Annotated in this window: 17 protein-coding genes and 1 pseudogene; 10 read left to right on the top strand and 8 right to left on the bottom strand. The window is 42.0% G+C overall.

From position 1 onward, the window contains the following. Positions 1-60 precede the first annotated feature (60 nt). The 3 genes from FHS86_RS08735 to FHS86_RS08725 are packed head-to-tail and all read left to right on the top strand — an operon-like array spanning position 61 to position 5,580. Positions 61-3,195, top strand: a complete 3,135-nt coding sequence (locus FHS86_RS08735) for a SusC/RagA family TonB-linked outer membrane protein (RefSeq protein WP_429412622.1) — start codon at positions 61-63, stop codon at positions 3,193-3,195. Positions 3,196-3,215: 20 nt separating this feature from the next. After that, positions 3,216-4,742 carry a RagB/SusD family nutrient uptake outer membrane protein gene (locus FHS86_RS08730; protein ID WP_429412621.1) on the top strand — a complete coding sequence of 509 codons (1,527 nt, stop codon included), beginning with the start codon at positions 3,216-3,218 and terminating at the stop codon, positions 4,740-4,742. Between the two features lie 22 nt (positions 4,743-4,764). Beyond that, complete coding sequence (locus tag FHS86_RS08725; protein ID WP_429412620.1) at positions 4,765-5,580, top strand: hypothetical protein; 816 nt, start codon at positions 4,765-4,767, stop codon at positions 5,578-5,580. Between the two features lie 311 nt (positions 5,581-5,891). On the opposite strand, the gene FHS86_RS08720 is transcribed toward FHS86_RS08725, so the two are convergent. Continuing rightward, positions 5,892-6,911 carry an endonuclease/exonuclease/phosphatase family protein gene (locus FHS86_RS08720; RefSeq protein ID WP_429412619.1) on the bottom strand — a complete coding sequence of 340 codons (1,020 nt, stop codon included), beginning with the start codon at positions 6,909-6,911 and terminating at the stop codon, positions 5,892-5,894. A gap of 97 nt (positions 6,912-7,008) precedes the next feature. Between FHS86_RS08720 and FHS86_RS08715 the strand changes: the two genes are divergently transcribed. Together FHS86_RS08715 and FHS86_RS08710 are read left to right on the top strand one after the other, a co-directional pair. Continuing rightward, a complete protein-coding gene (locus FHS86_RS08715; protein ID WP_429412618.1) occupies positions 7,009-7,443 on the top strand; it encodes a hypothetical protein in 435 nt (144 codons plus the stop codon). A 117-nt stretch (positions 7,444-7,560) separates the two neighbouring features. Continuing rightward, positions 7,561-8,139 carry a hypothetical protein gene (locus tag FHS86_RS08710; protein WP_429412617.1) on the top strand — a complete coding sequence of 193 codons (579 nt, stop codon included), beginning with the start codon at positions 7,561-7,563 and terminating at the stop codon, positions 8,137-8,139. A gap of 4 nt (positions 8,140-8,143) precedes the next feature. On the opposite strand, the gene FHS86_RS08705 is transcribed toward FHS86_RS08710, so the two are convergent. Both FHS86_RS08705 and FHS86_RS08700 read right to left on the bottom strand, forming a co-directional pair. Beyond that, complete coding sequence (locus FHS86_RS08705) at positions 8,144-8,944, bottom strand: SDR family oxidoreductase (RefSeq protein WP_429412616.1); 801 nt, start codon at positions 8,942-8,944, stop codon at positions 8,144-8,146. 167 nt (positions 8,945-9,111) lie between these two features. After that, on the bottom strand, positions 9,112-10,050 hold the full coding sequence (locus tag FHS86_RS08700; RefSeq protein WP_429412615.1) for a CPBP family intramembrane glutamic endopeptidase: 939 nt from the start codon (positions 10,048-10,050) through the stop codon (positions 9,112-9,114). A 212-nt stretch (positions 10,051-10,262) separates the two neighbouring features. Here FHS86_RS08700 and abc-f point away from each other — a divergent pair, with 212 nt between their 5' ends. The 3 genes from abc-f (at position 10,263) to FHS86_RS08685 (ending at position 14,451) form a co-directional block, all read left to right on the top strand. Then, on the top strand, positions 10,263-12,134 hold the full coding sequence (abc-f, locus tag FHS86_RS08695; protein WP_429412614.1) for a ribosomal protection-like ABC-F family protein: 1,872 nt from the start codon (positions 10,263-10,265) through the stop codon (positions 12,132-12,134). 43 nt (positions 12,135-12,177) lie between these two features. Then, on the top strand, positions 12,178-12,963 hold the full coding sequence (locus tag FHS86_RS08690) for a 3-keto-disaccharide hydrolase (protein ID WP_429412613.1): 786 nt from the start codon (positions 12,178-12,180) through the stop codon (positions 12,961-12,963). Between the two features lie 111 nt (positions 12,964-13,074). Then, a complete protein-coding gene (locus FHS86_RS08685; protein WP_429412612.1) occupies positions 13,075-14,451 on the top strand; it encodes a glycoside hydrolase family 140 protein in 1,377 nt (458 codons plus the stop codon). A 58-nt stretch (positions 14,452-14,509) separates the two neighbouring features. Here the strand turns inward: FHS86_RS08685 and FHS86_RS08680 are convergent, their stop codons facing one another. After that, a complete protein-coding gene (locus FHS86_RS08680) occupies positions 14,510-16,039 on the bottom strand; it encodes a calcineurin-like phosphoesterase C-terminal domain-containing protein (RefSeq protein WP_429412611.1) in 1,530 nt (509 codons plus the stop codon). Positions 16,040-16,117: 78 nt separating this feature from the next. After that, positions 16,118-17,188, bottom strand: a complete 1,071-nt coding sequence (locus tag FHS86_RS08675; protein ID WP_429412610.1) for an NAD(P)/FAD-dependent oxidoreductase — start codon at positions 17,186-17,188, stop codon at positions 16,118-16,120. Between the two features lie 224 nt (positions 17,189-17,412). On the opposite strand from FHS86_RS08675, the gene FHS86_RS08670 reads away from it, so the two are divergent. Then, positions 17,413-21,156 (top strand): hybrid sensor histidine kinase/response regulator, encoded by a 3,744-nt coding sequence (locus FHS86_RS08670; protein ID WP_429412609.1) that lies wholly within the window; start codon positions 17,413-17,415, stop codon positions 21,154-21,156. Positions 21,157-21,302: 146 nt separating this feature from the next. Beyond that, complete coding sequence (locus FHS86_RS08665) at positions 21,303-22,478, top strand: phosphoglycerate dehydrogenase (RefSeq protein ID WP_429412608.1); 1,176 nt, start codon at positions 21,303-21,305, stop codon at positions 22,476-22,478. 346 nt (positions 22,479-22,824) lie between these two features. Here the strand turns inward: FHS86_RS08665 and FHS86_RS08660 are convergent, their stop codons facing one another. From FHS86_RS08660 to FHS86_RS08650, 3 genes and pseudogenes are all read right to left on the bottom strand, one after another. Further along, entirely contained in the window at positions 22,825-24,033 is a 1,209-nt protein-coding gene (locus FHS86_RS08660; RefSeq protein ID WP_429412607.1) for a C1 family peptidase, read from the bottom strand. 83 nt (positions 24,034-24,116) lie between these two features. Next, positions 24,117-24,683: pseudogene (locus FHS86_RS08655) on the bottom strand (DNA-3-methyladenine glycosylase I). Between the two features lie 65 nt (positions 24,684-24,748). Further along, a complete protein-coding gene (locus tag FHS86_RS08650; protein WP_429412606.1) occupies positions 24,749-26,074 on the bottom strand; it encodes a tetratricopeptide repeat protein in 1,326 nt (441 codons plus the stop codon). Positions 26,075-26,079: the final 5 nt, after the last annotated feature.

Here is a 26,079-nt window from a genome sequence, read left to right as displayed (position 1 = left end):
AACAACCATGTAAAATAAGTAAAGTAAATTGACTTTTATTAATCCATAAAAATGATTTGTATGAAAAAAATTGCGCTATTACTCACGATCGCAATGTTCGTGTTATCACAGGCAGTGAGCGCCCAATCCCGAACTGTTACAGGTCTTGTAACAGCTGCTGAGAACGGGCTGAGTCTGCCAGGAGTATCTATCGTAGTTAAAGGCACAAGCATTGGAACCGTCACCAATATTGACGGTAACTATTCACTGAATGTTCCGTCTGATGCGACAACATTGGTGTTCTCGTTCGTTGGTCTTGAGACGAAGGAAGTAGCTATCAACAGCGATGTAATTAACGTTGCGTTAAATGCTTCGAGCCTCGACGTTGATGAGGTAATGGTAGTTGCATACGGCACAACAAAAAAGAGTTCATTTACCGGTGCTGCAACAACAGTGAAAGGTGAGAAACTTGAAAAGATGCAGTCGTCCAACCTTTCCAAATCACTTGAAGGAACTGTATCAGGGGTTCAGATAGCTTCAGGATCGGGCCAACCGGGCGATGGAGCCAGCATTCGTATCCGTGGTTTGGGTTCTTTGTCAGCCAGCCAGCAACCTTTGATTGTTGTCGACGGTGTCCCTTATGAAGGATCACTTAACTCAATAGCTTCACAAGACATTGAGGCCCTTACTGTATTGAAAGATGCTGCTGCTAACTCAATGTACGGTGCACGCGGATCGAACGGTGTGATTCTTATCACCACTAAAAAAGGAAAAAGCGGTAAAAACGAAATCAAATTTGATGCTAAATATGGATGGAATACCAGAGCAGTTCCAACATACGACATTATCACTGATGCCGGCGACTATTATGAAATGTTCTGGGAAGCATTAAGAAACAACTATTATGATGATGGAAACGGTGCTGCCTTGCTCGAAGCAAATTACATGGCAAGCCGTGACCTTATCGATGGTAACCTGGGATACAATGTTTATAAAGACATTCCAAACAATCAGGTTATTGATCCGTTAAGCGGCCAATTAAACCCTAACGCTACTGAAAAACTCTGGCCCGAAGAATGGACAACCGTTCCGTTCAAATCAGGACAACGTCAGGAATACAACCTGAATTTTAGCGGTGGTACCGATAATTCTAATTACTATTCGTCGATCGGTTATCTGGGAGATGAAGGTTACATTGACGGATCAAATTTTGACCGTATTTCTGCAAGAATCAAGGTTGAACAGGAAATAACCGACTTCTTCAAAGTGGGTGGTAACATGAGCTATGCCGGAACAACACAAAATACAGCAATGAGTGCTGATAACTTAACAGCCTATTCCAACGTATTTATGTTTTCACAGCAAATTGCACCTATTTATCCTGTTTATTTGTACGACCATGCAACAGGCGAATTAATGCTTGACAAGGACGGCAACAAGCGCTACGACTTCGGTTCGACCTATGCAAGGCCATACGCCTCTGAGCAAAACCCTGTTTCGGTTATGAACGATAACCTGAATGAATTCAAAAGTGACAACTTCAGCTCAAGAGGATTCTTCCAAGTAAAATTCCTAAAAGATTTTACTTTCACCGCGAATGTTGCTTACGACCTGTTCAACAGTAACAATACCGAATACGATACACCAAATGGTGGCGACGCAGCCAATGTTGGCGGACGTGGTTATAAATATACACAACGCTATGCTGCTTTGAATGCCAACCAGCTGTTGAATTATGAAAAAGAATTTGGTGCTAACACGGTAACTGCTTTGTTTGGACATGAAACAAAACATGACGAAAGCAGGTTCCTTTTAGGGCACATGACCAATTTTGTAAATTCGGATAACCCTGAGTTTGCCAATGCAACAGTTTACCAGGACCTTACTTCGTACAAAAACGAATATGCACTGGAAGGCTACTTTAGCCGTGTTGAATACGACTACAATGACAAATATTACTTGTCAGCAAGTTTGAGGTACGACGGGTCATCTCGCTTCCATCCCGATGTACGTTGGGGTAACTTTTGGTCAGTTGGCGGATCATGGAGAATCAGTGAAGAAGAATTCATGGGCAGCCTTCAGTTTATCGACAACATGAAAATTAAGGCAAGCTATGGTACTCAGGGTAACGACAACATTGGTACCTGGTACGCCTACAAAGACCTGTACGAAATTAACCGGGTTGACGGCGCACCTGCCATGAATCTTACATTCAGAGGAAATCCGGATCTGACCTGGGAAAAAAGCCAGAACTTTAATGCCGGAATTGAAGCTTCTCTTTTTGATCGAATGACTTTAGAAGCTGACTACTTTATTAAGCAAGTTGATGATATGCTTTATCAAAGCCCCTTGGCCAGCTCATTAGGAAATCCAAACTGGATTTATCGTAACGAAATGGACATGAAAAATACTGGTTTTGAATTTGAACTGGGTTACGATGTAATTAACTCAAACGATGTAAACTGGAACATTTCTGTTAATGGAACCCATTACAAAAATGAGCTGACTCGTCTGCCAGTAACAAAAGACCCCGAAGGCTATCAGGCAGGTAGTTACTGGAGAAAACTAGGCGGAAGTATTTATGATTTCTATACTTATGAATACGTAGGAGTTGACCCTGAAAATGGTCTCCCGCTTTATAATAAGTACACAGAAGCCGAAGATGGAACCGAAACTATTGAAACAGTAAATAAAACTTCAGATGCTACCCTTAGAGAAACCGGTAAGAGCGCTATTCCGGACTTCTACGGTGGTCTTTCTACAACTGTCGATGCTTATGGTATTGACTTCTCAGTTCAAACGTCCTTCCAGCTTGGAGGTTATGTTTGGGATTCGGGTTATCAGAACTTAATGAACGGTGGTGAAATAGGTGGAAACTTCCACAAAGACATCTACAAACGCTGGAGTGCAAACAATACCGATACCGATGTTCCCCGTGTTTACCTTGACGACCGGGACATTAGCGCCTCTTCCGACAGATGGTTAACCGATGCCTCTTATTTCAACATTCGTAATATCACTTTAGGTTATACCTTCCCTGAACAGATGGCAAAGAAAGTTAAACTTAGCAAATTAAGAGTATATGTAGTGGCCGACAACGTATTCTTTATCTCGGCACGTAAAGGACTGGATACACGTCAAAGCTTTACCGGTTCAACCGGATTTAACTACTCTGCTTTGCGCGCTGTATCATTTGGTGTATCACTTAGTTTATAATTGCTAAAAAATTTATGAATATGAGAATTAGAAATTTAATATATATAGGGATAAGTGTTTTTCTGTTCAGTTTGTCATCATGTGATGACAGCTATCTGGAAACAGAATTCACTGATGGTATCGACAAGGAAACTGCTTCAGAACTGGCCTTTAATGACCCTGAAGCACTGAACGGATACCTTAACGGAATTTTTGCCCACATGGTAGCTTTCGATATTAACGGAGGCGGTTCTCACGATGACTTCAGCTTTATGTCCATCCTGCATTCAACCGACATGATGGGAGAATACATTGTTCAAAGCAAAAGTCACTGGTTTACTTACGATTATGCCCATGACAATCATGAGTACAACTACAGACGTACAGCTGTAAACTGGAAGACGCTATACACTGTAATTGCCAAATCGAACGAAATTATCAATTTCTTCGACGAAGAGCCTGAAGCAGTCGGTAGTAAAGGTATTTTAGGACAAGCTTATGCCCTAAGAGGAATGGCTTATTATTATCTCATTCAGCTGTATCAACATACCAGTTATGACAATCTGAACCTCGATGCTCCAGGCGTACCCTTACGTTATGCCGAAGTTGAAGTTGTCAAAAATGGCTGGTCGGAAGAAGAAGTTACTGCCATGACTGGCAGAAATACAGTGGCCGATGTTTTCAATCAAATACAAAGCGATCTGGAATACAGTGTGGAACTGTTAGATGCAGGTTATGCACGTCCGGCAAAATATTTTCTTAACGCCTCGGTAGCCAAAGGCTTGCTGGCACGTTACTATTTGCTTTCAAAACAATGGGAAAAAGCAGCCACCACTGCAAAGGCCGCATACAGCGGATACAATATGATGTCGCCCAGCGACCTGCACGATGGATTTATGGATATCGAGAACAGAGAATGGATGTGGGGTTTTGATCACAACACCGAAACACAGACTACTTATGCATCTTTCTTCTCACACATATCAAACATTGCTCCGGGTTATGCAGGTATTAACTATGCACCGCGCCTGATTGACGCCAGATTATATAGCAGAATTTCGGATACCGACGAAAGAAAAACGCTTTTCTGTGGTCCCGAAGGACCCAGCGCAGAACAAGCAAGTGTTGCAACAACTACTGCATCACGATTGCCATATGCCAACCTGAAATTTGGTTCCGATGGAAACTGGACCATGGACTATGTGTACATGCGTGCAGCTGAAATGGTACTCATAGAAGCCGAAGCCCTCGTTCACCAAAATAAGAAAAGCGAAGCAGCGACTTCTCTCGCAATACTTATGGCTAACCGTGATCCCGAATGGTCAAAAGAAAGCATCGAAATTGAAGATATTATGATTCAGCGTGCCATTGAATTGTGGGGCGAAGGTTTTGAATTCTTCGATCGTAAACGCTGGAACATTGGTATTGATCGTTCCTACGAAGGAACCAATCACCGAACTGGAGCACAAATAACGGTTGCTGCTGGTGCCAGGTCGTGGATTTATCAAATACCGGTATCAGAAATCAACGAAAATGATCTGATCACAATGGATGACAAAAATGATTAAGTAATATTTAAAAAGGCATAATATGAAACTAAAAAATATAATCAAATCCATGTTCCTCTTGCTGGTTGTAACAATTTTTGCAACCGGCTGTCAGGAAGATATTCTCAAAGAAGATTATGAGAATGCGGATGCAAGTAAATTGCCAACATTAACACTCACGGTAAACAACGTTACCTATGAATCAGCTGTGGCTTCGGCAACAATTACCACTAATGGTGATGATGTTTTTTCAGAAAAAGGATTCATTGTTAGTACCGATGCGTCTTTTCTCTCTGCCGAATCAGTAATTGTTACTGAAGGAGATGCTTTTATGAATGCACTGAGCCTAGCAGGTTCAACTACTTATTTTGTGAAAGCCTATACGGTATCTCTCAATGGAGTTGCAACCAGCGAAGCAACAGAGTTCACAACACCCGAAGCTCCCAAATTTGAGGATACCTATTTATATGGTACCTACACCGAAACCGATTATGATTTAGACGGTGTTGTAGAGGCGGTATACGAAGGTGCGATTGTTCTTTCTGAAAAAGCAGGAAGTGCTAATCAAATGTACATTGAGAACTTTTGGGCTGGTGGTGAAACCATTGTTGCAACAGTAGATTTTGAAAATAAAACAATCTCTGTCGCTCCACAGATCATTTACATCGATGGTACTTATGGTGATTGCTACATCGTAAGTCTTTACCAGGCAGACGGTTCATGGACATATGATGAAACAAGCATCATTATAGGAACTTACGACGAAAATGGAACCATCACATTAGGAAGCTGGGGTGCCAGAGTTTCTGCAGGTTTCTTCGGTACTTACCTTGGATCTACACTACAAAAAGTGAATTAACATTCTTAATAAAAATTCAATTCGATAGTAAAAAGGGTTGCCCGAACAGGCAACCCTTTTTTTACATTAAATTATTCGACATCTGATTACTTCCATCCATTTCACTTACAATTCAACTTAGAAAAAGCCCCGAAACAACCTTGACGGTGCACTGGCATATAACATTCCAACTTAGCAACCGATTGATCAGTAGTCTGCTTTCCAGTTTATCTTCTAAACAAAAAACCGCTTCATCCGGGAGGATGAAACGGTTACAATTGAGTATTTTACTTTACAGACAATCAGAATTCAAAACCATTCTTCGTGCAATGTTATTCAAGTGTCATATAAATTGGAAAGTGATCACTAATACCACCATAATAAGTACGGCCATAAGTTCGGTTGGGCGACATTTCGCCCTTATCGTTTACAAATTCCATAAAAGGAAGATGAAAAACTGTTCCATCGTCTGTACTTGTTGAAAGTCCTTTTTCCTTATTGACCAGCGAACACGAAACCACCATATTATCAATCATGTTCCAGTCGCCACGATAATTGTACGATCCTTTCCCATCGAGCATGTCGTCGTACATCAGATTCAGCAGTTGTCTGTTCTCAACGTCAGCATCGTTGGGCAGAGCCATCAGCACATCCGAAAGACTCATGTTATCGGGTTCATCATTCATATCACCCATAATGATGATGTTGGCCATTGAATCTGCTTCAAATATTTCATCAACTTTATTGCGTAAAACCTGGGCAGCCAGTACCCGATTGGGTTCAGAAGCAGCTTCCCCACCCCGCCTCGACGGCCAGTGATTCACAAAGAAATGAAATAATTCCTTGTCGAGCATGCCCTTTACGTACAAAATATCGCGGGTAAGGAACCCTGGTTCCAGCGGATTGACAACCGGCAAAGACTCGTGTGCAACTAATTCAAAGGCCTGTGGATTATAAAGTAGGGCACAATCGATCCCCCGAACATCGGGTCCATCCTCCCACACTACCTGATAATTGGCCTTTGCCAACCTTGATTGTTTGGCCAGATCGGTGAGTACGCTTCCGTTTTCAATTTCACATACACCCAAAATAACAGGCAAATTTACCGAGTCGATGGCATGTATTACACGGGAAAGATCATCCAGTTTTTTGTCATAGCGCTCGCTATTCCATTCACGGTAAGACGATGGCAGAAATTCTTCATCGATTTTTCCGGGAGTATCTATGGTGTCAAATAAATTTTCAACATTGTAAAACGCTACAGTATAAGGCTTACCAGGCTTTGCATCGCGTTGACATGAAGCCAGCCACAAGCCGGCAAAAAGAATTATAAGAATTTTAAGTTTATGCATCACTTATGAGTTTTAATTTAACTCACCAAAATACGTGATTTTTAAAAAGAAGAAAAAGGAAATATGCTACTTTTGAAAAAATAAAAAATTAAACGCAATGATCAGCATCGATCAACTTGAAATTTTACTTCGCAGCGTACCTCAATACCTGCTTTTTGGCGCACTATCGCTATACATCTTTGGATGGATAGAAAAAAAATCACGCTACATTGCCATTGCCGAAGGAATCCTGGGCCTGTCCGGAATAAGTGCTCTGATCGTTTTAATGAGCGGTATGATTCCCTCTCCGCTCAGCGAGGGCATCGAAAGCAAGCACATTGAAATGGTAATTAAAATGCTGACTATATTAAGTCTGTCAGGATTTTTGGCGCTTGTTTCACTGCTTGTCCGGCTTATCAAAAAAGCAAGCCCAAAACCACTTGTGCTGATTGCCTTTTTATTGGCACTTTTTGTTTTCTTTTCATCAACCCGCTTATCGCGGATTAAATTTGAATTAAACGTACCAGCCGTCGTCAGTGACAGTATTGAATAGCCTGGAAGATAAAAGATTGATAGAATAAAAAAGATAAATAGACTAAAATAATTGTGTCAGTGCGCAACGATTCAGTCCGTAATTCATCTTCATTAAGCAAATTAATACTAAAAACAGATGAGAACTTTATTGAGACTGATTGTAGTGTTGGCCATCGTTTCATGCAGCCAGGAAGAATTTGAACCTTCCGACAATGAATATTTCCCGCTTGCCATCGGGAATAGCTGGGAATACGAAAACACTGTTGCTACTGTTACAGACACCGTCGTCAAAAACGACAAGGTGTATTTTCAACTGGATATTGTCAATTATCACGCCGATACCGTTCATTACAGCTACACCGAATATTACCGGATCAATGCTTCTGGTGATGTGCATCGCTTTGATGAAAGTTCCGGCAACACCTTCCTCGTATATAAACTGACGCCTCAAAAGGAACAAAGCTGGCATTACAATGCCGGCGACGATTATCAATGGAAAGTGATGACAGAAGGAGCCGTTGAGACAATTAAGCTATCCGAGCAAAATATAGAAAAATGCATGCGTTTCAGCTACGACATCGAAGAGGCGGTTGACGACGAACATTATGTGATTCTGGCCCCGGGACTGGGGAAAGTGGTTTCAGGTTCGTATGCCTGGGGAATTAACGACACCTTGAAAGCTGCCCATATCGGCGGGAAGGATTACAGCTTCTGAGAAGCTATTTGATTCCGTAATATTTTCCTATGATCCACGAGAACCACCGGTCGGAAGTGATGTGCTTTACAAAAACAGCCAGTTTCTGAATAAAGGCGCCTACCAGATAGCGATCGCGTGGTTTCCTTGCTTCTACAATTTTACAGATGGTACGTCCCAGCAATTCCGGGTCCTTCCCCTGTGTTTCATCTTTGGCAATAATGCCAAGTGTTTTTTCAAATTGTTGTTGATAAACACTGTTTTCTGCAATTGAAACAATACGGGTTTCAGTATTGCGTGTTTTAAAATCGCCCGGATTCACCATTACCACATTAATATTGAAGGGACGCAGTTCAAGTCTTAAGGCAGCACTCATGCCTTCGAGTGCAAATTTGGCTGCCGAATACACGCCCTGAAAAGGCAAACCTGTCAGCCCTCCAATCGAACTGATATTGATAATAGTACCACCTCTCTGTTCCCGCATTATCGGTACAATATTTTTGATTACACTGATCCATCCAAAATAATTGGTTTCCATCTGGGCCCTGATCACCTCCATGGGCGTTTCTTCAATCGGTCCGCCCGAATGCATGCCTGCATTGTTGATCAACACATCAATTCGTCCTTCTTTTTCGATCACCGATGCAACTGCCTTCTGAATACTTTGGGGATCGGTCAGCTCAATGAATACAGTATTTACCCCGGGAGCCACTTCACATTTTGTGCGAATGGTGCCATAAACCTTATGCCCTCGTTCGGCAAGCTGTTTTGAAATTTCTTTACCAAAACCTGATGAAATACCTGTAATAAAAACAACTTTCTTCATTGATTTTTCAATTTTGCAAGCAAATATAATTCATGTCGTTACAACTCAAGCAATAAGTAACAAAAAGTTGTTACAATTAAAATTTTAGAATATTTAGATATTGATCAGTAATATCTTGTTTGTTTAAATTGATTCCGCAGGAAATAAAAATACACATTTTACATAAGCTATTTCCGCCAGGCAGCAAATATTTCCATTAACAGCGCAATCCCGCCATGCAAAAATATTCCGCCCCAAATATTTCGACTGTACAAGGCAATGATGCCCAGAATATAGCCCCCAAATACCGAACTGATTGTTTCGCCAAGCGGCTTACCAAAATGAAGAACAGCGTAGGCTGCCACCATGGGCAATACCACATTTTTACCCAGCATTTTTGAAAGACCGATAATCAGCAAACCTCGAAATAACAGCTCCGTATTCACAAAGTCGAGCAGGTACACCAATTCATACACTACTTTTGCGATCCATTCCGACACATCGTAATACACAGAAAAGCTTTTCCCTCCTGCCCGCTCATAAGTAGGATAATAATCGAGCAAATCGGGTAAACAGGTCGCAAGCAGCAAAACCGGCATCATAAGCAGCAATAAAATACCATAGGCTTTGAAATCGACCTTCTTCAAACGCAAACCATAAAGTCCCTCTCTGCTGTGTCGATCGAACAACAACATCAACAATCCTACAGGCAAAACAATGGTGAGCAAGCCATAAGCATTGTACAAAACCTTAAAATAGAAACGATACACCTGATGCGGTATATCACTCAGCAATAGATCTGAAACAAAGGGATAAACTCCACGATCAAAGCCAAGAATCATTAAACCGGCAAGACTTTTTATCCAGAATCTTACTGAAAAATGCAACTTTTCTTTTCCAAAAAACTGAATGATCATCAACACACCATAATAGGCCAAAGCATGATAAAGGAAAAAAAAGAGCATTCGAACCGCTTTGCCGTAGAAACTGTCGATGTACGAATCTTCAAAATCAAAAGCATAGTTGAACAGAATGAGTACTGCGATGAATAAGGCCGTAAAAACATAAAGCCTTACATCGAAATAAGACCGGTGAAAATCGCGAAAGTATTCCAAAAATTTCTTCATCTGCTGGCTTGGTTAAGGGTGCTGAAAGATATTGATTTCAGGCGAAATCCTCAAGGTTTTTTTGCCCGCAGCTTAAAAAGAAAGGTCTTTCGCTTAGCTGTGTTTCAATAATTGTCAAACTGAATTAGCAAAGCCTGTATTTCTTCAAAGTAATGAGCCAACGACCGTACCGATCGGTGAATCTTTTCTATTTTTGTCAAAAATTCAGATTTATGATTCCATACCTGCAAGTAGAAGGACTAACACGACGCTGGGGAGAACTGGTATTATTTGAGGACATTCAATTCACTATTGCGCGCGAACAAAAAGTGGCACTCATCGCCCGAAACGGAGCCGGAAAGACCACCTTGCTCAACACCATCATGGGAAAGGAACTGCCCGACGAGGGAACAGTTACTTTCACCAACAATATTTCGGTGGCCTATCTCGACCAATATCCTGTTCAAAACGATGAACTTACGGTCATGGAGGAAATCTATCAGTCGACCAGCGAGGTGGTTCAGGCCGTTCGAAACTATGAGCAGGCCATTCACCATCCCGGGAAATACGACTTGCAGGAAGCCACAGAACTGATGGACCGTTTGAATGCATGGGACTTTGATGTTAAAATCAAACAGATACTTTCACAACTGAAAATCTTCGATTTTGATCAGCTGGTGGGCACACTTTCGGGGGGGCAACGAAAGCGCGTGGCACTTGCGAATGTTTTGATTAACGAGCCCGACCTGATCATACTTGACGAACCAACCAACCATCTTGATCTCGACATGATTGAATGGCTCGAAGACTATCTGAGCCGGATGAAAAGTACCCTTTTGATGGTTACCCACGACCGTTATTTTCTCGACCGGGTATGCAACGAAATACTGGAACTCGACAACAAAACACTCTATCGCTACAAGGGCAATTATTCCTATTTTGTTGAGAAAAGAGCTGAAAGACAAGAGCAGCAAAAGGCTGAAGTGGAAAAAGCCCGAAATTTGATGCGTACTGAGCAGGAATGGATGCGTCGCATGCCAAAAGCCCGCAGCACCAAGGCCAAATACCGCGTAGATGCCTTTGCCGACCTGAAGGCCAAAGCCAGCCAAAACTTCAGCGAAGACCAGCTTGAACTGAACATCAAAGCATCGCGTCTGGGGAAAAAGGTAATTGAAATTGAAAATCTGAACAAAAGTTTTGGTGACTTAACGGTTCTTAAAAATTTCACTTACAAATTTGCCCGTTTTGAGAAAATTGGAATTGTGGGCCAAAACGGAACTGGAAAATCGACCTTTCTGAACCTGATTACCGGCGAGCTGTCACCCGATAAAGGAACAGTTGACATTGGTGAAACGGTAAAATTTGGCTATTATCGTCAGGAAGGTATACAGTTTGCTCCCGATGCCAAAGTACTCGACATCATTCAGGATATTGCTGAATATATCGACCTTGGCAGTGTGCAGTGGAGTGCCTCTCAGTTGTTAACCCATTTCCTTTTCCCTTACGAAATGCAACATGGAAAGGTGGAGAAACTCAGCGGAGGTGAAAAACGACGCCTTTATCTCTGTTCCATACTGATGCAGAACCCCAACTTTCTGATTCTCGACGAGCCCACCAACGATCTCGACATCATGACACTGAATGTACTCGAGGACTACCTTCAACAATTTAATGGCTGTGTTCTGATTGTAAGCCACGACCGCTTTTTCATGGATAAAATTGTTGAACACATATTCGCATTCGACAATGGTGGTCAAATCAAAGATTTTCCGGGCAATTATTCAATTTACCGCTCCTATCTCGATGAACAGGAAAAAGCTGAACGGGAAGCAAAACAAGCCGACAGGAAAGTGGATACCATAAGCAGTAAACCAAAGGCCAGAAACAAGATCAACAAACTTAGTTTTAATGAAAAAAGAGAATTTGAAGCCCTTGGTATTGAAATAGAACAACTGGAAAAAGAAAAGTCTGAACTGGAACACATAATGAGTTCAGGTGAACTAGACCATGAAGTGTTACTGGAAAAATCGGAACGGTATAATCTACTAAAAGATCTCCTGGATGAAAAGGAGTTACGCTGGTTGGAACTAAGCGAAAAAGAGTAAAAATAAATGCTTATCTTGGTGGCACTAACCAACAAAAAGTGAAATGAAGAATTACCTGCTAAACTTCGTATTTGCAGCATTGTTGCTTGTAAATTTTGCCTGCCAGCCCAAAGGTCCGCGTACCGGTGAGTGGTATCCGCTTTTCAACGGAAAAGACCTCAAAAACTGGGACATTAAATTTACCAATCACGAATTGGGCGAAAACTACAAGAACACCTTCAGTGTTGAAGACGGGCTGCTTAAAGTAAGCTACGACAACTGGGATACCTATGAACCCGTTTTTGGTCATTTGATTTATAAAGGCGATTTTTCGCACTACCGGCTAAGGGCCGAATACCGCTTTGTTGGTGAACAGATTGCCGGCGGACCCGAATGGGCTGCACGCAACAATGGCTTAATGATTCATTGCCAGGCGGCCAAATCGATACCACTTGATCAGGCTTTTCCCGTTTCCATCGAAGTTCAGTTACTCGGTGGTGATGGAATTAACGAACGTTCGAACATGAATGTTTGCACACCCGGCACCCACATCTTGCTCAATGGCGAACGAATGACACAACATTGCATCGACTCGAAGGCCAAAACCTACCATGGAGAACAATGGGTTAGTGTTGAAGTAGAAGTAAGAGGAGCAGAAATAATACGTCACCTGATCGATGGTGAAGTGGTTCTGGAATACAGCCAGCCCCAGCTCGATGCGGATGATCCGCAATATGAAAAACTGCTTCCGGCCGACGGAAATCCACTGCTGAAAAACGGAAGCATTGCCCTACAGGCCGAAAGCCATCCTACTCAGTTTAGAAAAGTGGAAATCATGTTACTCGATTAAACAAGGCTGTTTTTATCCATGTAATTTTTTTCGTTAATTTTTCTACACTTACCAAATAAAGGCTTCAAAAGTTAAATGTTAACCAGACTTCTTAGCTAACAGTAAAATTTTATGAACAAACGAGTTTTATTCATTTTCATCTGTATCGGTACCTTTCTTTCTGTTCATGGTCGTTCGCTTCCTGCATTGAGAATTAACGAGTCGAAGAATTATCTCGAAACCGACCAGGGTGAACCTTTTTTATGGATTGGTGATACTGCCTGGGAGTTATTGCACCGGCTCAATCGCGCTGACAGCGATTTCTATCTCGAAGACAGGGCCGAAAAGGGTTTCAACATCATTCAAACAGTCATTCTTGCTGAACTGGATGGATTGCGCACGCCCAATGCCAATGGTGATCTCCCCCTGCACAATCTGGATCCCACACAACTCAATGAAGCCTATTTCAAACACGTCGACTATGTTGTCAAAAAAGCAGAAAAAGAAGGTCTGTATCTGGCCCTTCTTCCTACCTGGGGCGACAAGTTCAATAAAAAATGGGGAACAGGTCCTGAAATTTTCACACCCGAAAATGCAGCAATTTTTGGCCGCCTGCTCGCTGAACGTTATGCCGGGCAAACAAACATCATCTGGATACTGGGTGGCGACCGCCCTATCGAAAACAAACTCCAGAGCGACATTATCAAAGCCATGGCCAAAGGTCTCAAAAACGGCAACAACAAGGCATTAATTTCCTATCATCCTTCAGGAGCCAAGGCAGCTACTGACTTTATCAATGAGCCCTGGCTCGACTTCGATATGTTCCAAAGTGGCCACGACCGCCGTGCACGCGACTTTGATTTTGTAAAACGCTGTAAACAGCGAAAGCCCAGCCGACCTGTTGTTAACGGAGAACCCAGGTACGAAAACATTCCTGACCGGTTTTGGGAAGACGGTGAGCACGAATGGATAAACGATTCGGATGTACGGGTTGCAGCCTACCATAGCATGCTGGCCGGAGCAGCCGGATACACCTATGGTTGTAACGACATCTGGCAAATGTACAGCATAGAACACGCTCCGGTTATCAATGCCCGCACCGGATGGCGCACGGCCATGCAGCTTCCGGGCAGTTCACAAATGCAACACCTGAAAAATCTGTTAAGCGCTTTTGGATGGCCGGCCATTCACCCTGCTCAGGAAGTCATTCTCAACGACAATCCCGATTTCGACCATCATATGATTGCAGCTTCAGGAAACAAGCAACAGTTTCTACTTATCTATACACCCATGGGACAGGCCATCGAAGCCGATCTGTCTTATCTCGACGACAGTCTGGCCAAGGCCTACTGGTACAATCCGCGCTCGGGTGAAAGCATGATGATAGGCGTTTTCAAAACCGATAAAAAACACACTTTTACACCCTGGGCCAGCGGTCGTGGAAGTGATTTCCTATTGATACTAACGACCAATAAAATGGAATATCCGCTGAATAAGGAAAAGCAATAACAGTGCTCTGTGCTCATCTAATCTGTTTTCAAAGCAGGAGGAAAGTTTATTGCTTGCCTTAGAGATCCGGAATTTCTTCAATTTGCACCGAAATCAACGAAGCGTTGTTTCTGCTGGTATACAGGCGAAGTAAGGTATTCTCCCCTTCTAATTCAAGGGCTTTATCAGTTTTCCACAAATGGTCGCTGACAGCAATTCCCGGAGTCCAGTCATCGATGTTCGAACGAAGATGAAGTGTTTGTCTGATAAAAGGTGACGCTCCTTTAAAGTTGTGCAGCGGAACCAACTCCTGCTCGTCTACTTTCAGAAACAAACTGTCACCTGGAAAACCATCGAACCAGTTCACTATCAAATCGTATTTGCCTGTTCCTTCAATTGGTATTACATTCAGGCGTGCCTGAAAATTTTCGGGATAATGTACAGGTACAAAAGCCTTTTTATTCCCCGTGACAGCAAAGGAGAAGCGATAATAGCCCAAAGGTGATCCATCCATGCAGGTGGCATATGGCAGGCCATTTTCATTGTAGGGGCCCGTCCACCATGCACCACAAGTTGCACCAGCTACCAAACCTTCAATGTCGGGGTGATTATTTCGTTCGATCCGGTGATTTTGTATGGCATGAAGGTGGCCCGACAACATCAGTACCTGATCAAAATCTTCAAGCAGTTGAACCAGCGAATCGATTGTACCCTCACGACAATACTTTGCCATAAAAGGAATATGTGATACAATCACAATGTTTCTTTCGGGGTCAACCTGTTCCAGATCGGATTTGATCCACTGAAGCTGTTTTTCCGATAATCCACCAAAATAGCTACCTCTGCTTTTCTGATCGGAATTCCAGCCGTGATAATTCACATTATTCAGCAAAATGAAATGCTGTCCCGGATAATTGAAGCTAAAATTATCGGGGCCATATACTGCGCGAAAACTTTCAGCTGCATATTCATTATTTTCAGCTTTATAATTCAAATCATGATTGCCAACAACGCGGTAACCAGGAATGGCAAGTTTTGCCATCAATTTTCGCTCACGAGGAAGAATATCCAGGTAATCGTCGGCAATGTCGCCCAATGTAAGGTAGAAATCAGCCTGTTCCATTACCAGTTTGTTCACTATTCCCCGACGAAAAAACGAAAGCCGGGTACTATCGGCCATTTGAGGATCGCCAAGCACCAAGGCCTTCACCACATTGTTTTTGGGGGCATGCAATACCGGAAACCACAGGGTATCGGTCAGTGTTCCCGTAAGATTAAAACCCGGATATTCAAGATCGGATGGTGAACCTTCCGGAAAATGTGCATAATAAAACCGAGGTAAATAATTCTCATCGACAGGAAAAATAAAGTCATCGTTTTTAACCACAAACACAAAGCTGCGGGCTTGAACTTCGATGGAGAAAAATCCATTACTGTCGGTAAGTACCAATTCATGTCCATTCGAAACCGGCACGTTCATTATTGCAACATCACCCAAATCGTAGGCTCCGTTATGGTTTTCATCGTAAAAAACACAACCAGTAACAGTATTGGCGCTCAATCTGAAAAGCACAACGGCAAAAAACAAGGTAAAAAACAGCTTTGCCATAACAATAGGGTTTATTTGATTTCCATAAAAATACATAAAACAGCTGCGTATCCAATAAACGGAGTAAAAGCATGCATTTTATCTGGTGTGAAAATATTTGCGTTCATAACGTTTGATATCGACTTCTGAATTTAAATGTCCTTCCTTAAATATGAATTCGAAAAGTTGCCTGGCAAAATAAGGCGCAAGCATCACCCCTTTGCTTCCCAGACCATTAAAAATATATAAATTGGGATGCAGGGGATGTGGTCCCAGAACCGGACGCCTGTCGTTAGTGGTAGGACGAACTCCTGCCCTATGATCGATAACAGTGTACGGTAAGGGCAACAATTTATCGAGTTGATCGAGTAGTTGTTGCCGGGCTCCTTCGCTGGGAACAAAATCGGGTTGATCCCAGCTATAGGTGGCCCCTACCCTGTAAAGGTCCTTTCCCAGGGGAAGTAGGAAAATCTTTTTATTTACGGCTGCCCCCAAGTTCAAATCAGGACAGTGAATCGTCAGTACTTCTCCCTTTGTCGATTTGAAAGGAAGATAAGAGAACCATGGATTATCCGACATAAAACTGCCTTCGCAAAAAACAATTCGCTTTGCATCGATTCCTTTGTAATTCAAACGATTGTTGCCAATACTCAATGCTGAATAATCGAAGTCCCCGGCCAAAAAAGCATCGTTCTGCGTTAAGAACAAACGATAGTTATTAATGAATTGAGGAATGTCGAGGTAGCCGGCACCGCGAACCCTTGCAGCACCGTAGGGATGATGAATCAGTTTTATTTCGGGCTTTTCGCTGCAATTGTCATCAATGTAAGGCTGAGTATCGGATTGGCCGGCCCTTTTGATCCAAAAAGGCTCCTCTTCACTGCCCAGCACCTTGTAATAATCGAGCGGGTGATAGCACTGAATATTAAGATATTTCTCTATTCTCGGATACAAAACACCTGCATATTGAAGCAGCTCGTCAGCCATCCAGCTTTTTAGCAATCGTCGGAATACCATTGGATTAAACATGCCTGCTGCAACTTTTGAAGCATTAATCTGCTGCTTGTCGACTACTAAAAAAGGCAAGCCTTCCTGCCCAAGATGAAAAGCCAGCGTAGCACCGGCCATTCCAAATCCTACTATTATTGTATCAAAAGAATCATGCTGCATTTCAAGTTCATTTTTTGCATCTTGTTTTCGAAAAGTTCCGTTTTTACTTTCATTTTTATTTATATTAGTTTCTTATTTCATACAAAACGGGTTTAAATTCATTGAAACGCTTTTTAATAACAATATATACAACACTAAATCAGAAAGTTGAATCAATACAAGCTTGCTGTTCTTTATAAAAACACGAAATAAACCAAGGCGTTTCATTATAATATTGATGCAGGGTGATTAACATAAGATATACGTTTCTGCTTTTATTTCTTCCTCTTTTTATGTGTCTTTTGGGCGCAGCGAATGAGACTGCTTCTTCATTAAGCTACAACTTCAAACAGATAAGCTACGAACAAGGTTTACCCGGTATCAACTTAAGAGACCAGATACAGGATAAGCACGGCATAATGTGGATTTGCATTGAATCGATCGGTTTGTGCCAATACGATGGACATAAATTTGAACTTTACCAGCATCAGTCGAACGACAGTACTTCCATATCGAGTAATTTTGTCAACAAGGTAGTTGAAGATCATGCTGGTTTATTATGGATTGCCACCGACAATGGCCTCAATTCATATAACAAACACACCAACAAATTTACCCGTTATTTCAACGATGACACCGATCCGGCATCCATTCCCAGCAACATATGTCGCTCTTTATTTGTAGATTCCCGGGGACATGTATGGGTTGGCACTGAAAACGGACTTGCTGTAAAAGAATCAGAGAATGGTGGCTTCAAGCGTTTTTTGTGGAAGAGTGATACGACCATGACCAATAACCTTTTATCAATTCTTAGTTTCGAGGAACAATCGAACGGAATTTTCTGGCTTGGAAGTAGCGAAGGGCTTATCAAGTTTGATCCGGTAACCGGTCAATTTCGAATGTGGAACGATGCGGTTAATAAAAACAATGCGCCGATACACATGCGCATACTTGACCTTTTGCCGGATGGTGATTTTTTATGGTTGGCTACACACCGGGGGCTTGACCGTTTCAACCTTAAAACAGAAACATTTGAGAGATGGTACTTTCACCCCCACGATCAATATCATCTTGAAAATCAGGGCATCAATGCATTAATGAAGGACCAGCATGGTAATATCTGGGTGGGTACTTATACCAGAGGCTTACTGATAATTGACAAGGAAACGCAGGACTATCAAAGAATTACCAGGGAAAGCAAAACTGACTATCCTTTGAAAAGCGATCACATCCGTTACATCTATCAGGACCGTCAGGGTATGATCTGGATCGGGACCAAATTTGAAGGCGTATTCAAATACAATGAAAATGTGAATGTATTTAATCATTGGCCGAAAGAATACCTTTCTCTTCTGCCTTTGAAGTACACCTTCCTGCTTTCATTTTTTGAAGACCAGACAGGTGATATGTGGCTTGGATCGAAACTCGATGGTTTGTACCATGTTGACAAGCAGACTGGTGAAATCACCAACTATCAACACCAGGTCAACAATCCAAAAACACTCAGTTCAAACAGGATACAAGCCATTCTGATGGACTCTGAAAACAGAATATGGATAGGAACCGAAGCGGGTTTGAACCTGATGATCAATGATCAATTTATCACCTGCTCCAATCGACAAATTAACGCACTGTTCGAGGACAAAACCGGGAGCATTTGGGTAGGAACACTCAACGGACTTTTCAAAATAGACGAAGAAAAGCAAAAGCTTATACGGCATGAACCCGATGAAAACGTACATTTTTTTCAGAACGATCAGCTTGAAATCATGCAGATTTTTGAAGACCACAAAGCCACTTTATGGTTTTCAACACGATTTAACGGGCTTCATTCCTATCAATATGAAACAGGCGACTACCGGCATCTGCAACATTCAGGTGAAAACCAGCCCTTTGAAATCAGCGACAATATGACCAGAGCTATTCACGAAGATCACCAGGGTCGTTTATGGATAGGCACCAAATCGCAGGGAATTAACCTTCTCGACAGAAAAAGCGGACAATCACTTCAATATACCATGAAAGACGGCCTTCCCAGCAATATGATTTTGTGCATCGAAGAAGACAACGATGGACATTTGTGGCTGGGAACTCACTCCGGAATATCCCGTTTTGACACGCAAAATTATACTTTCACCAACTACAACAGCGATTACGGCCTGCAAAGCAATATCTCGGAAATTAATGCCAGTTTTAAATTGAATACCGGTGATTTGCTATTTGGTGGCAACAATGGCTTCAATGTTTTTTCTCCCGGGAAAATTAAGAAAAACAAGAATATTGCACCATTGCTCATCACATCGATTAAAATAGATAATCAAAGAATAAAAAGCTACTTAAACCAAACCGAGTATATCGACATCCGATACAAAGAAAACCTTATTTCGTTTGAATTTACACTTACCGATTACAACAATCCATACCGGCATCAATACGCTGTCATGCTAAGTGGCATCGATAAAGACTGGCAAATGCTTGGAAACCGGAATTTTGTTTCCTACTCCAATCTCCCACCCGGTAAATACCAGTTCAAACTTCGCGGAGCCAATGAATTTGGAAGCTGGTCAGATCCTCCGGTAAGCGTCAATCTGAAAGTACTCACACCAGCATATCAGCAATTATGGTTTAAAGTATTGGCTTTTCTTCTCTTCATTTTCTTCGTTATTCTGGCAATTTACCAGATGAAAAGGAGGCAAACAACCCTCGAACGACTGATTAACGAGCGCACAAAAAAGCTCGAAGTTGCCTATAAAGAGCTTTTAAACAAAAACAGTCGAATCAGACAACAAAACCGCCAAATAGAGCAACATCACAACGAACTGGAGCAGAAAGTAGCCGAACGTACACGCGATCTGGAACTTGCCAAGCAAAAAGCAGAAGAAGCCGATCGCTTAAAATCGTCTTTCCTGGCAAACATGTCGCACGAAATCAGAACACCACTCAATGCCATTACTGGCTTTTCTACACTGGTTAGCAGCGACATGTATAGCAGCGAACGAAAAAATCGTTATGTCGAACTGATTAAAGCCAATACATCGGCCCTGCTCAAACTGGTTGAAGATTTGTTGGATATTTCACGAATAGAAGCCGGACAGTTAAAAATTGATAAGGAACCTTTCGATTTCAGTGAAATGATACAGGAAGTTTTTCTTCAATATAAAGAGGAAATTGAAAAAAAGAATGAAGAAAAAGGAGTCAGTCTGTCGCTGTCGAATCTCTTACCTCAGGGAACTGTTTTAATTATTAACTCCGACAAGCTGCGCATTAAGCAGGTATTGAATAATTTACTCAACAATGCGATCAAATTCACCAGCAAGGGATACATCGAAATTGGCTATCGCATCGAAGAGAAAAAAGTAATTATTTGGGTTAGCGACAGCGGCATTGGCATTCATCAAAATGATCTTGAATCAATTTTCAATCGTTTCACAAAAATAGAAAACCAAAGTAAGACGTATCGAGGTACAGGACTGGGACTTAGCATATCAAAGAGCCTCGTTAACATGCTGGGAGGTAATATTTGGGTTGAATCGGAGCCTGAAAGCGGATCCACCTTTTACATTGAATTACCAGGACTTGTGAGAATATCACAACAAGCTGAGAAACGAGGCATGCATCCTGTTGAAAATATCAACATACATGGAAAGTCGATCCTGATTATTGAAGAAGAAAAGTCCAATTTTATTTTATTAAAATCCTATCTCGCCGGCACCGGAGTGAAACTTATCTGGGTAAATGATTATCAATCGGCTGTGGATAAAATCGCTGCGTCGCATTTCAATTTGATAGTAATCGATATTCGGTTGAATGGCTATCAGTTGCTCAACTACATCAAACAATTAAAAATTGAAACACCCTTAATTGCCCAAACGGCCTATGCAACTGCCGAAGACCAGAAAAGGTTATCGAAAGTCGGATTCAACGACTATTTGATCAAACCTTTTACAAAAGAAACCTTGATTAATAAGTTGGCTCGTTTTGCTGATTAATCGGTATCGCTGCTCATGCATTGGGCTTTCGTTAACAAATCATAGTAAACACCAATTTTTATGGATAGATTGAAGAAATTACAGTACAAAATTGTGATATTTGTCACTTAACACAAACATGAAGTCTCACTCAAAATAAAAACAGCATGTACAAAATCCGAAATCTCAACCAAATTGACGAAGAGGGATTAAAATTATTTCCTGCTGAGCAATACGAAATCAACAGTGAATTCAGTGATCCCGATGGCATCATTCTGCGCAGTTTTAAAATGCACGACATGGAATTGCCATCGTCGCTTAAAGCCATTGCACGTGCAGGTGCAGGGGTTAACAACATTCCCGTAGAAAAATGTACTGAAGAAGGAATCGTAGTATTCAATACGCCGGGTGCTAACGCCAATGGGGTTAAAGAACTGGTGGTTGCCGGTTTGATGCTTTCCTCGCGCGACATTGCCGGATCGATCGAATGGGCCAAAACACTGAAAGGAAAAGGAGATGAAATTCCTACGCTGGTTGAAGCCGGTAAAAAGAATTTTGGTGGCCAGGAAATTAAAAATAAAACACTTGCTGTAATTGGTCTGGGAGCCATTGGTGTTTTAGTTGCCAATGCTGCACAGTCACTCGGAATGCGTGTTATTGGTTTCGACCCTTACATGTCGGTTAAAGCAGCCTTGCGTCTTAGCCGTAATGTAGAAGTGGCTTCGAGCATCGAAAGCCTGCTTTCGCAAGCCGACTATGTAACCATTAATGTACCGCAAACTCCCGAAACCAAAGGCTATATCAACAAAGAGCGTATTGCCATGATGAAAGACGGAGTCAGAGTACTGAACTTTGCCCGTGGCGGACTGGTAAATAACACCGACATGAAGGAAGCACTTGAAAGCGGAAAAGTTTTTCGTTACGTGACCGATTTTCCCGATGCCGAAATAATGGACATGCCCAATGTAATTGCGGTTCCTCACCTGGGAGCCTCTACGCAGGAGTCGGAAACCAATTGCGCCATCATGGCTGTAGAACAATTACAGGAATATCTTGAAAACGGAAATATCATCAATTCAGTGAATTTCCCTGCTGCCGAAATGGAACGTCACGATGGTGCCCGTATTCTGATTGCCAATAAGAACATCCCGAACATGGTGGGGCAAATTACCACCGCTCTGGCTTCGTGCGATGTGAATATTGCCAATATGCTAAACCGTAACCGCAGCGAAATAGCTTATAATATTATTGATGTGTACCGAAAGGAAGTAGACCCCGAGATTGTCAACAAACTGATGGCCATCGAAGGAGTATTTATGGTAAGGGTACTTCCTGCTGTATAATGTCTTGAAAATATTTTCTTTTAAAAAAGGAGGGTCATCACCCTCCTTTTTTCGCAATAAACAGGCGATCACCTACTTTTTAAATCCCCAATCCACGCTTTGTAATGATTCTGCCTTCAAAAAAAACCTGATTCGATGAACCTTTTTTAAAAAACACTTGTTTAAGTATTTGATGTTGTACATCAAGCCTGATGTTCACTTCATAACAAACGTTACATTATAGTTCATAAGGTTTGGTTTTGTTAGTTTGGTTAAGGTTAACCGCGGGGTGGTTCCCGCGGTTTTTTTTTATTAAAAAAGTCGCATGCTCCAAAGCATACGACTTCTTTCTTTTAAGGGCTCTTAGTTAATTAATTCCCAGCTTTTTGGCTATTTTTTTAGGGATGGCATCCTTATGTATCATAAAATCGATGGTTCGCAGTGCAACATAGGGCTTTGAGGCATAAAAGTAACCATTAAAATCGTTGTACTCACCCCATGAATTTTTCACCTTGTAGTAAACAGTTCCGTTCTGATCTTTGGCCGTACCAATGATGTGCATTCCATGATCGTCGGTTGAAGTAAAGTTATCAAAATCGATTTGACGCATTTCCTGTGTGATGGTTTTTTCACTGCCCGGTCCATCCAGTTTGTACAACTCATCCTGACGTTGCTTTTCGTTCATGTTTTCCCATTTTGAAATTTCACTGTCACTCATTTCAGTAACATCAACATCGGGAACAACCGCCACGCCCTTGTCTTTTGTTGCAAAACCCTTATCGCTAACATCGGCTCCCCAGGCAATGGTATAGCCGTTCTCAAGTGCATAATCGATGATCTCCATCATCTCGTCAAGGGGCACATTGTATATTTCGTCCCACAACCAGTTGTCGGGGATTTCGATAATGAATTTTTCATAAAAAGGGTGATGGGTAAACGATCCGATTTCAATATAATCATCGGGATTAATTTGCAGATAATCGCGCGAAAAGCTTCGTGGTGTATACGCTACCCCTTCGTACTCGAAGGTTTCAGGAAGTTCTCCAAGATAGTTATTCAGCAAGTCGTCGAATGCATTGTTCCAAACCGGGCTCAGTTTACGGTTTTTGTTTTTAACTACCGACTCAACATTGCTTCGTAATATTTCATCCATTTCACCATGAACCGGCTTTTCCTCATCGATTACCAATCCGGTATAGGCTGATTCGGGTAACAAACCATGATTTTTCAACACCCAGGTTACATCGTGAAAGGCTCCACCAGGACCAAAATTGGTGTTCCCATGCATTCTGACATACTTTTCAGCTTTGTGTGAATAACAGTGCCACACAACAAACATTTCAGATAAATCGACTACAGGCTTTCCCATTCTGATTAATTCTGATTCAAGAAAAGAAAGTGCCGAATACGACCAGCAGGTTCCGGTACGATGCTGATCTTCGACCGGCGTTGCTTCCAGTTCAACAAGCGGGGTAAATTGATATCCTGATTTTTCGTCTTTCTGATTCTGAGCTGATACAATATTAAAAGTGGCAAGCAAAAGGCTTATTACAGCCAGGTAAAATCTTATCTTCATAAAAGGTAGTATTGTAAATAAATTGAAAAATTGAAGTTAAAAATAAAACTTTCCTGCATTAAAAAAAGTAACAATACTCACATTTATGTCTTTGTAAGCCCGTCATGTCTGAAACAATCGGTAAAATGATCATTCACCATGCCGGTGGCCTGCATATGCGCATACATCACCACCGGTCCCAAAAAGCTGAATCCCCGCTTCTTAAGGTCTTAGGCAATGGCTACGGAAAGCGTTGTTTTGGCCGGAAGTTCATCTCCCGATTTAAAGTGATTAATGATTGGCTGATGATCAACAAAGTCCCAAATATATTGGCTAAAGCTTCCAAATTCTTTCTGAACTTCGAGAAAGGCACGTGCATTGCCAATGGCCGATTCAATTTTTTTACGATTGCGGATGATTCCTGTATCCTGCATTAATTCTTCAACTTTGGATGCATCAAAAGCAGCCACAGCTTTCGGATCAAAATTGGCAAATGCGCTGCGATAGCCTTCACGACGCTTGAGGATGGTAATCCAGCTCAGACCTGCCTGAGCACTTTCAAGAATTAGAAATTCAAAGAGTTTACGATCGTCATAAACCGGAACACCCCATTCTTCATCGTGGTACTTTTGATAGATTTCGGAGCCATTGGCCCATTGGCAACGTTTCATAATAAATATTTTGAGTTCTTTACTCCGGCATTTCCCGGTCAGCATCCCAAGATACAAAAGCACGGCTAATTTCCTTCGAAAAAAAGCTCTTCCCTGATTATTTCTATTCTTTGCCGCGCATACTTCAACTCAGTTGATCGTTCATTGGTACACTGCGCTGCAAACTGTTCATAGAAAACCAGTGCTGCGGCCCTGTTCAGGTTGAATTCTTCGTGCGTCACGGCAATATCGTACAGTACCTGGTAATTTTGTTTGTCGTATTCTCTCACCTTATTATAGGTTTCAAGGGCCTCTTCAAAGCGGCGCATACTGGAATAAGCCCTTCCCAAATGATGATACAGGTCGCCGGTATAGGCTGGAATTACCAGTGTCGCAGCCTGCTCGAGCAACTCGAGCGAACGGTCGGGAAAGCCACACTTTTTGTACGACAGTCCGGCATAAAATACCACAAACGGATCGTTGTTCAGTTCACCAATTAGCGAATCGAGTAAGGGGGCTGCCAGCTCACAATTTCCTGTAAAATACTCGCAAATACCCCAGTTCTTCAAATGAAACGGATCGGAATAAGCTTCAAGCCGGTTCACTACCCGGTAAAGCTTCACAGCTTCTGTATAATTCCGGTAGGCCGAAAACTGAATGTAAGCCAGCTTGTTTAACGCAGGCACATACACAGAATCGCAGTCAACAATGCCGTACAGGGTCTCTATCGCATCTATATTGTTGCCAAGTTTTAAATAACTGTCGGCCAGCATCATTTCTACTTCCCGGTCGAAATAATGCTCCGACTGAATGGCTGACAAATTTGAAAAGACGGAATCTTTTCCACCTGTGGAATCCTCTTCTACTCCATTTTGTTTCTGATAAAGAGCAATAACTTCGTCATATTTTTTCTGCTTGTACAGCGAAAACATGTATTTGCGAAAGAAATAGGAATTGAGTCGATCGTGCTGGTGCAACTCACCGTATATTTCAGCAGCTTTCTGAAATTGATCAAGATCAAGCAACAATGCAGCCATTTTACCGGCAACATGTACATTCGTTGAATCAGTCTGTATGATTTGCCCGTAAAGCACAGCAGCTTTCTCTTTTTGCCCCAGATTCAAAAAAGCATCAGCCAAACCTTCTTTCAGAAAAACATCATCAGCATTCATGCCAAGGGCCTGCTCGTAATAGTCACGTGCCTTTTCAAACTGAAAAAGCTGAACAGCACACCTGGCCGCCATTGCAAGATCTGCAACATCGACTTGCTGCTTATCAGCTTTTCTTTCGATAAGCTCCAGGGCCCCGGCATATTGGCCAAGGTAAAACAGCTTTTCAACACGAGTTTGGGCAAAAAGCTGGCTTGCAAACAATAAAGTCAGCAAGCCGGCAAACAGAAAGTTTTTTTTCATCAATT

The sequence above is a fragment of the Roseimarinus sediminis genome (assembly GCF_050433125.1).
Lineage (GTDB): Bacteria > Bacteroidota > Bacteroidia > Bacteroidales > Prolixibacteraceae > Roseimarinus > Roseimarinus sediminis.
Note: the sequence above shows the minus strand (reverse complement) of the source record. Positions and strands in the feature narration are given on the sequence as shown.

Excerpts from the sequence above, each read along its gene's own strand:
- FHS86_RS08660 (WP_429412607.1), bottom strand. The coding sequence starts at position 24,033 with ATGAAGATAAGATTTTACCTGGCTGTAATAAGCCTTTTGCTTGCCACT.
- FHS86_RS08675 (WP_429412610.1), bottom strand. The coding sequence starts at position 17,188 with ATGCAGCATGATTCTTTTGATACAATAATAGTAGGATTTGGAATGGCC.
- FHS86_RS08720 (WP_429412619.1), bottom strand. The coding sequence starts at position 6,911 with ATGCATAAACTTAAAATTCTTATAATTCTTTTTGCCGGCTTGTGGCTG.
- FHS86_RS08665 (WP_429412608.1), top strand. The coding sequence starts at position 21,303 with ATGTACAAAATCCGAAATCTCAACCAAATTGACGAAGAGGGATTAAAA.
- FHS86_RS08735 (WP_429412622.1), top strand. The coding sequence starts at position 61 with ATGAAAAAAATTGCGCTATTACTCACGATCGCAATGTTCGTGTTATCA.
- FHS86_RS08705 (WP_429412616.1), bottom strand. The coding sequence starts at position 8,944 with ATGAAGAAAGTTGTTTTTATTACAGGTATTTCATCAGGTTTTGGTAAA.
- FHS86_RS08715 (WP_429412618.1), top strand. The coding sequence starts at position 7,009 with ATGATCAGCATCGATCAACTTGAAATTTTACTTCGCAGCGTACCTCAA.
- FHS86_RS08690 (WP_429412613.1), top strand. The coding sequence starts at position 12,178 with ATGAAGAATTACCTGCTAAACTTCGTATTTGCAGCATTGTTGCTTGTA.
- FHS86_RS08725 (WP_429412620.1), top strand. The coding sequence starts at position 4,765 with ATGAAACTAAAAAATATAATCAAATCCATGTTCCTCTTGCTGGTTGTA.
- FHS86_RS08680 (WP_429412611.1), bottom strand. The coding sequence starts at position 16,039 with ATGGCAAAGCTGTTTTTTACCTTGTTTTTTGCCGTTGTGCTTTTCAGA.
- abc-f (WP_429412614.1), top strand. The coding sequence starts at position 10,263 with ATGATTCCATACCTGCAAGTAGAAGGACTAACACGACGCTGGGGAGAA.
- FHS86_RS08685 (WP_429412612.1), top strand. The coding sequence starts at position 13,075 with ATGAACAAACGAGTTTTATTCATTTTCATCTGTATCGGTACCTTTCTT.
- FHS86_RS08710 (WP_429412617.1), top strand. The coding sequence starts at position 7,561 with ATGAGAACTTTATTGAGACTGATTGTAGTGTTGGCCATCGTTTCATGC.
- FHS86_RS08700 (WP_429412615.1), bottom strand. The coding sequence starts at position 10,050 with ATGAAGAAATTTTTGGAATACTTTCGCGATTTTCACCGGTCTTATTTC.
- FHS86_RS08650 (WP_429412606.1), bottom strand. The coding sequence starts at position 26,074 with ATGAAAAAAAACTTTCTGTTTGCCGGCTTGCTGACTTTATTGTTTGCA.
- FHS86_RS08730 (WP_429412621.1), top strand. The coding sequence starts at position 3,216 with ATGAGAATTAGAAATTTAATATATATAGGGATAAGTGTTTTTCTGTTC.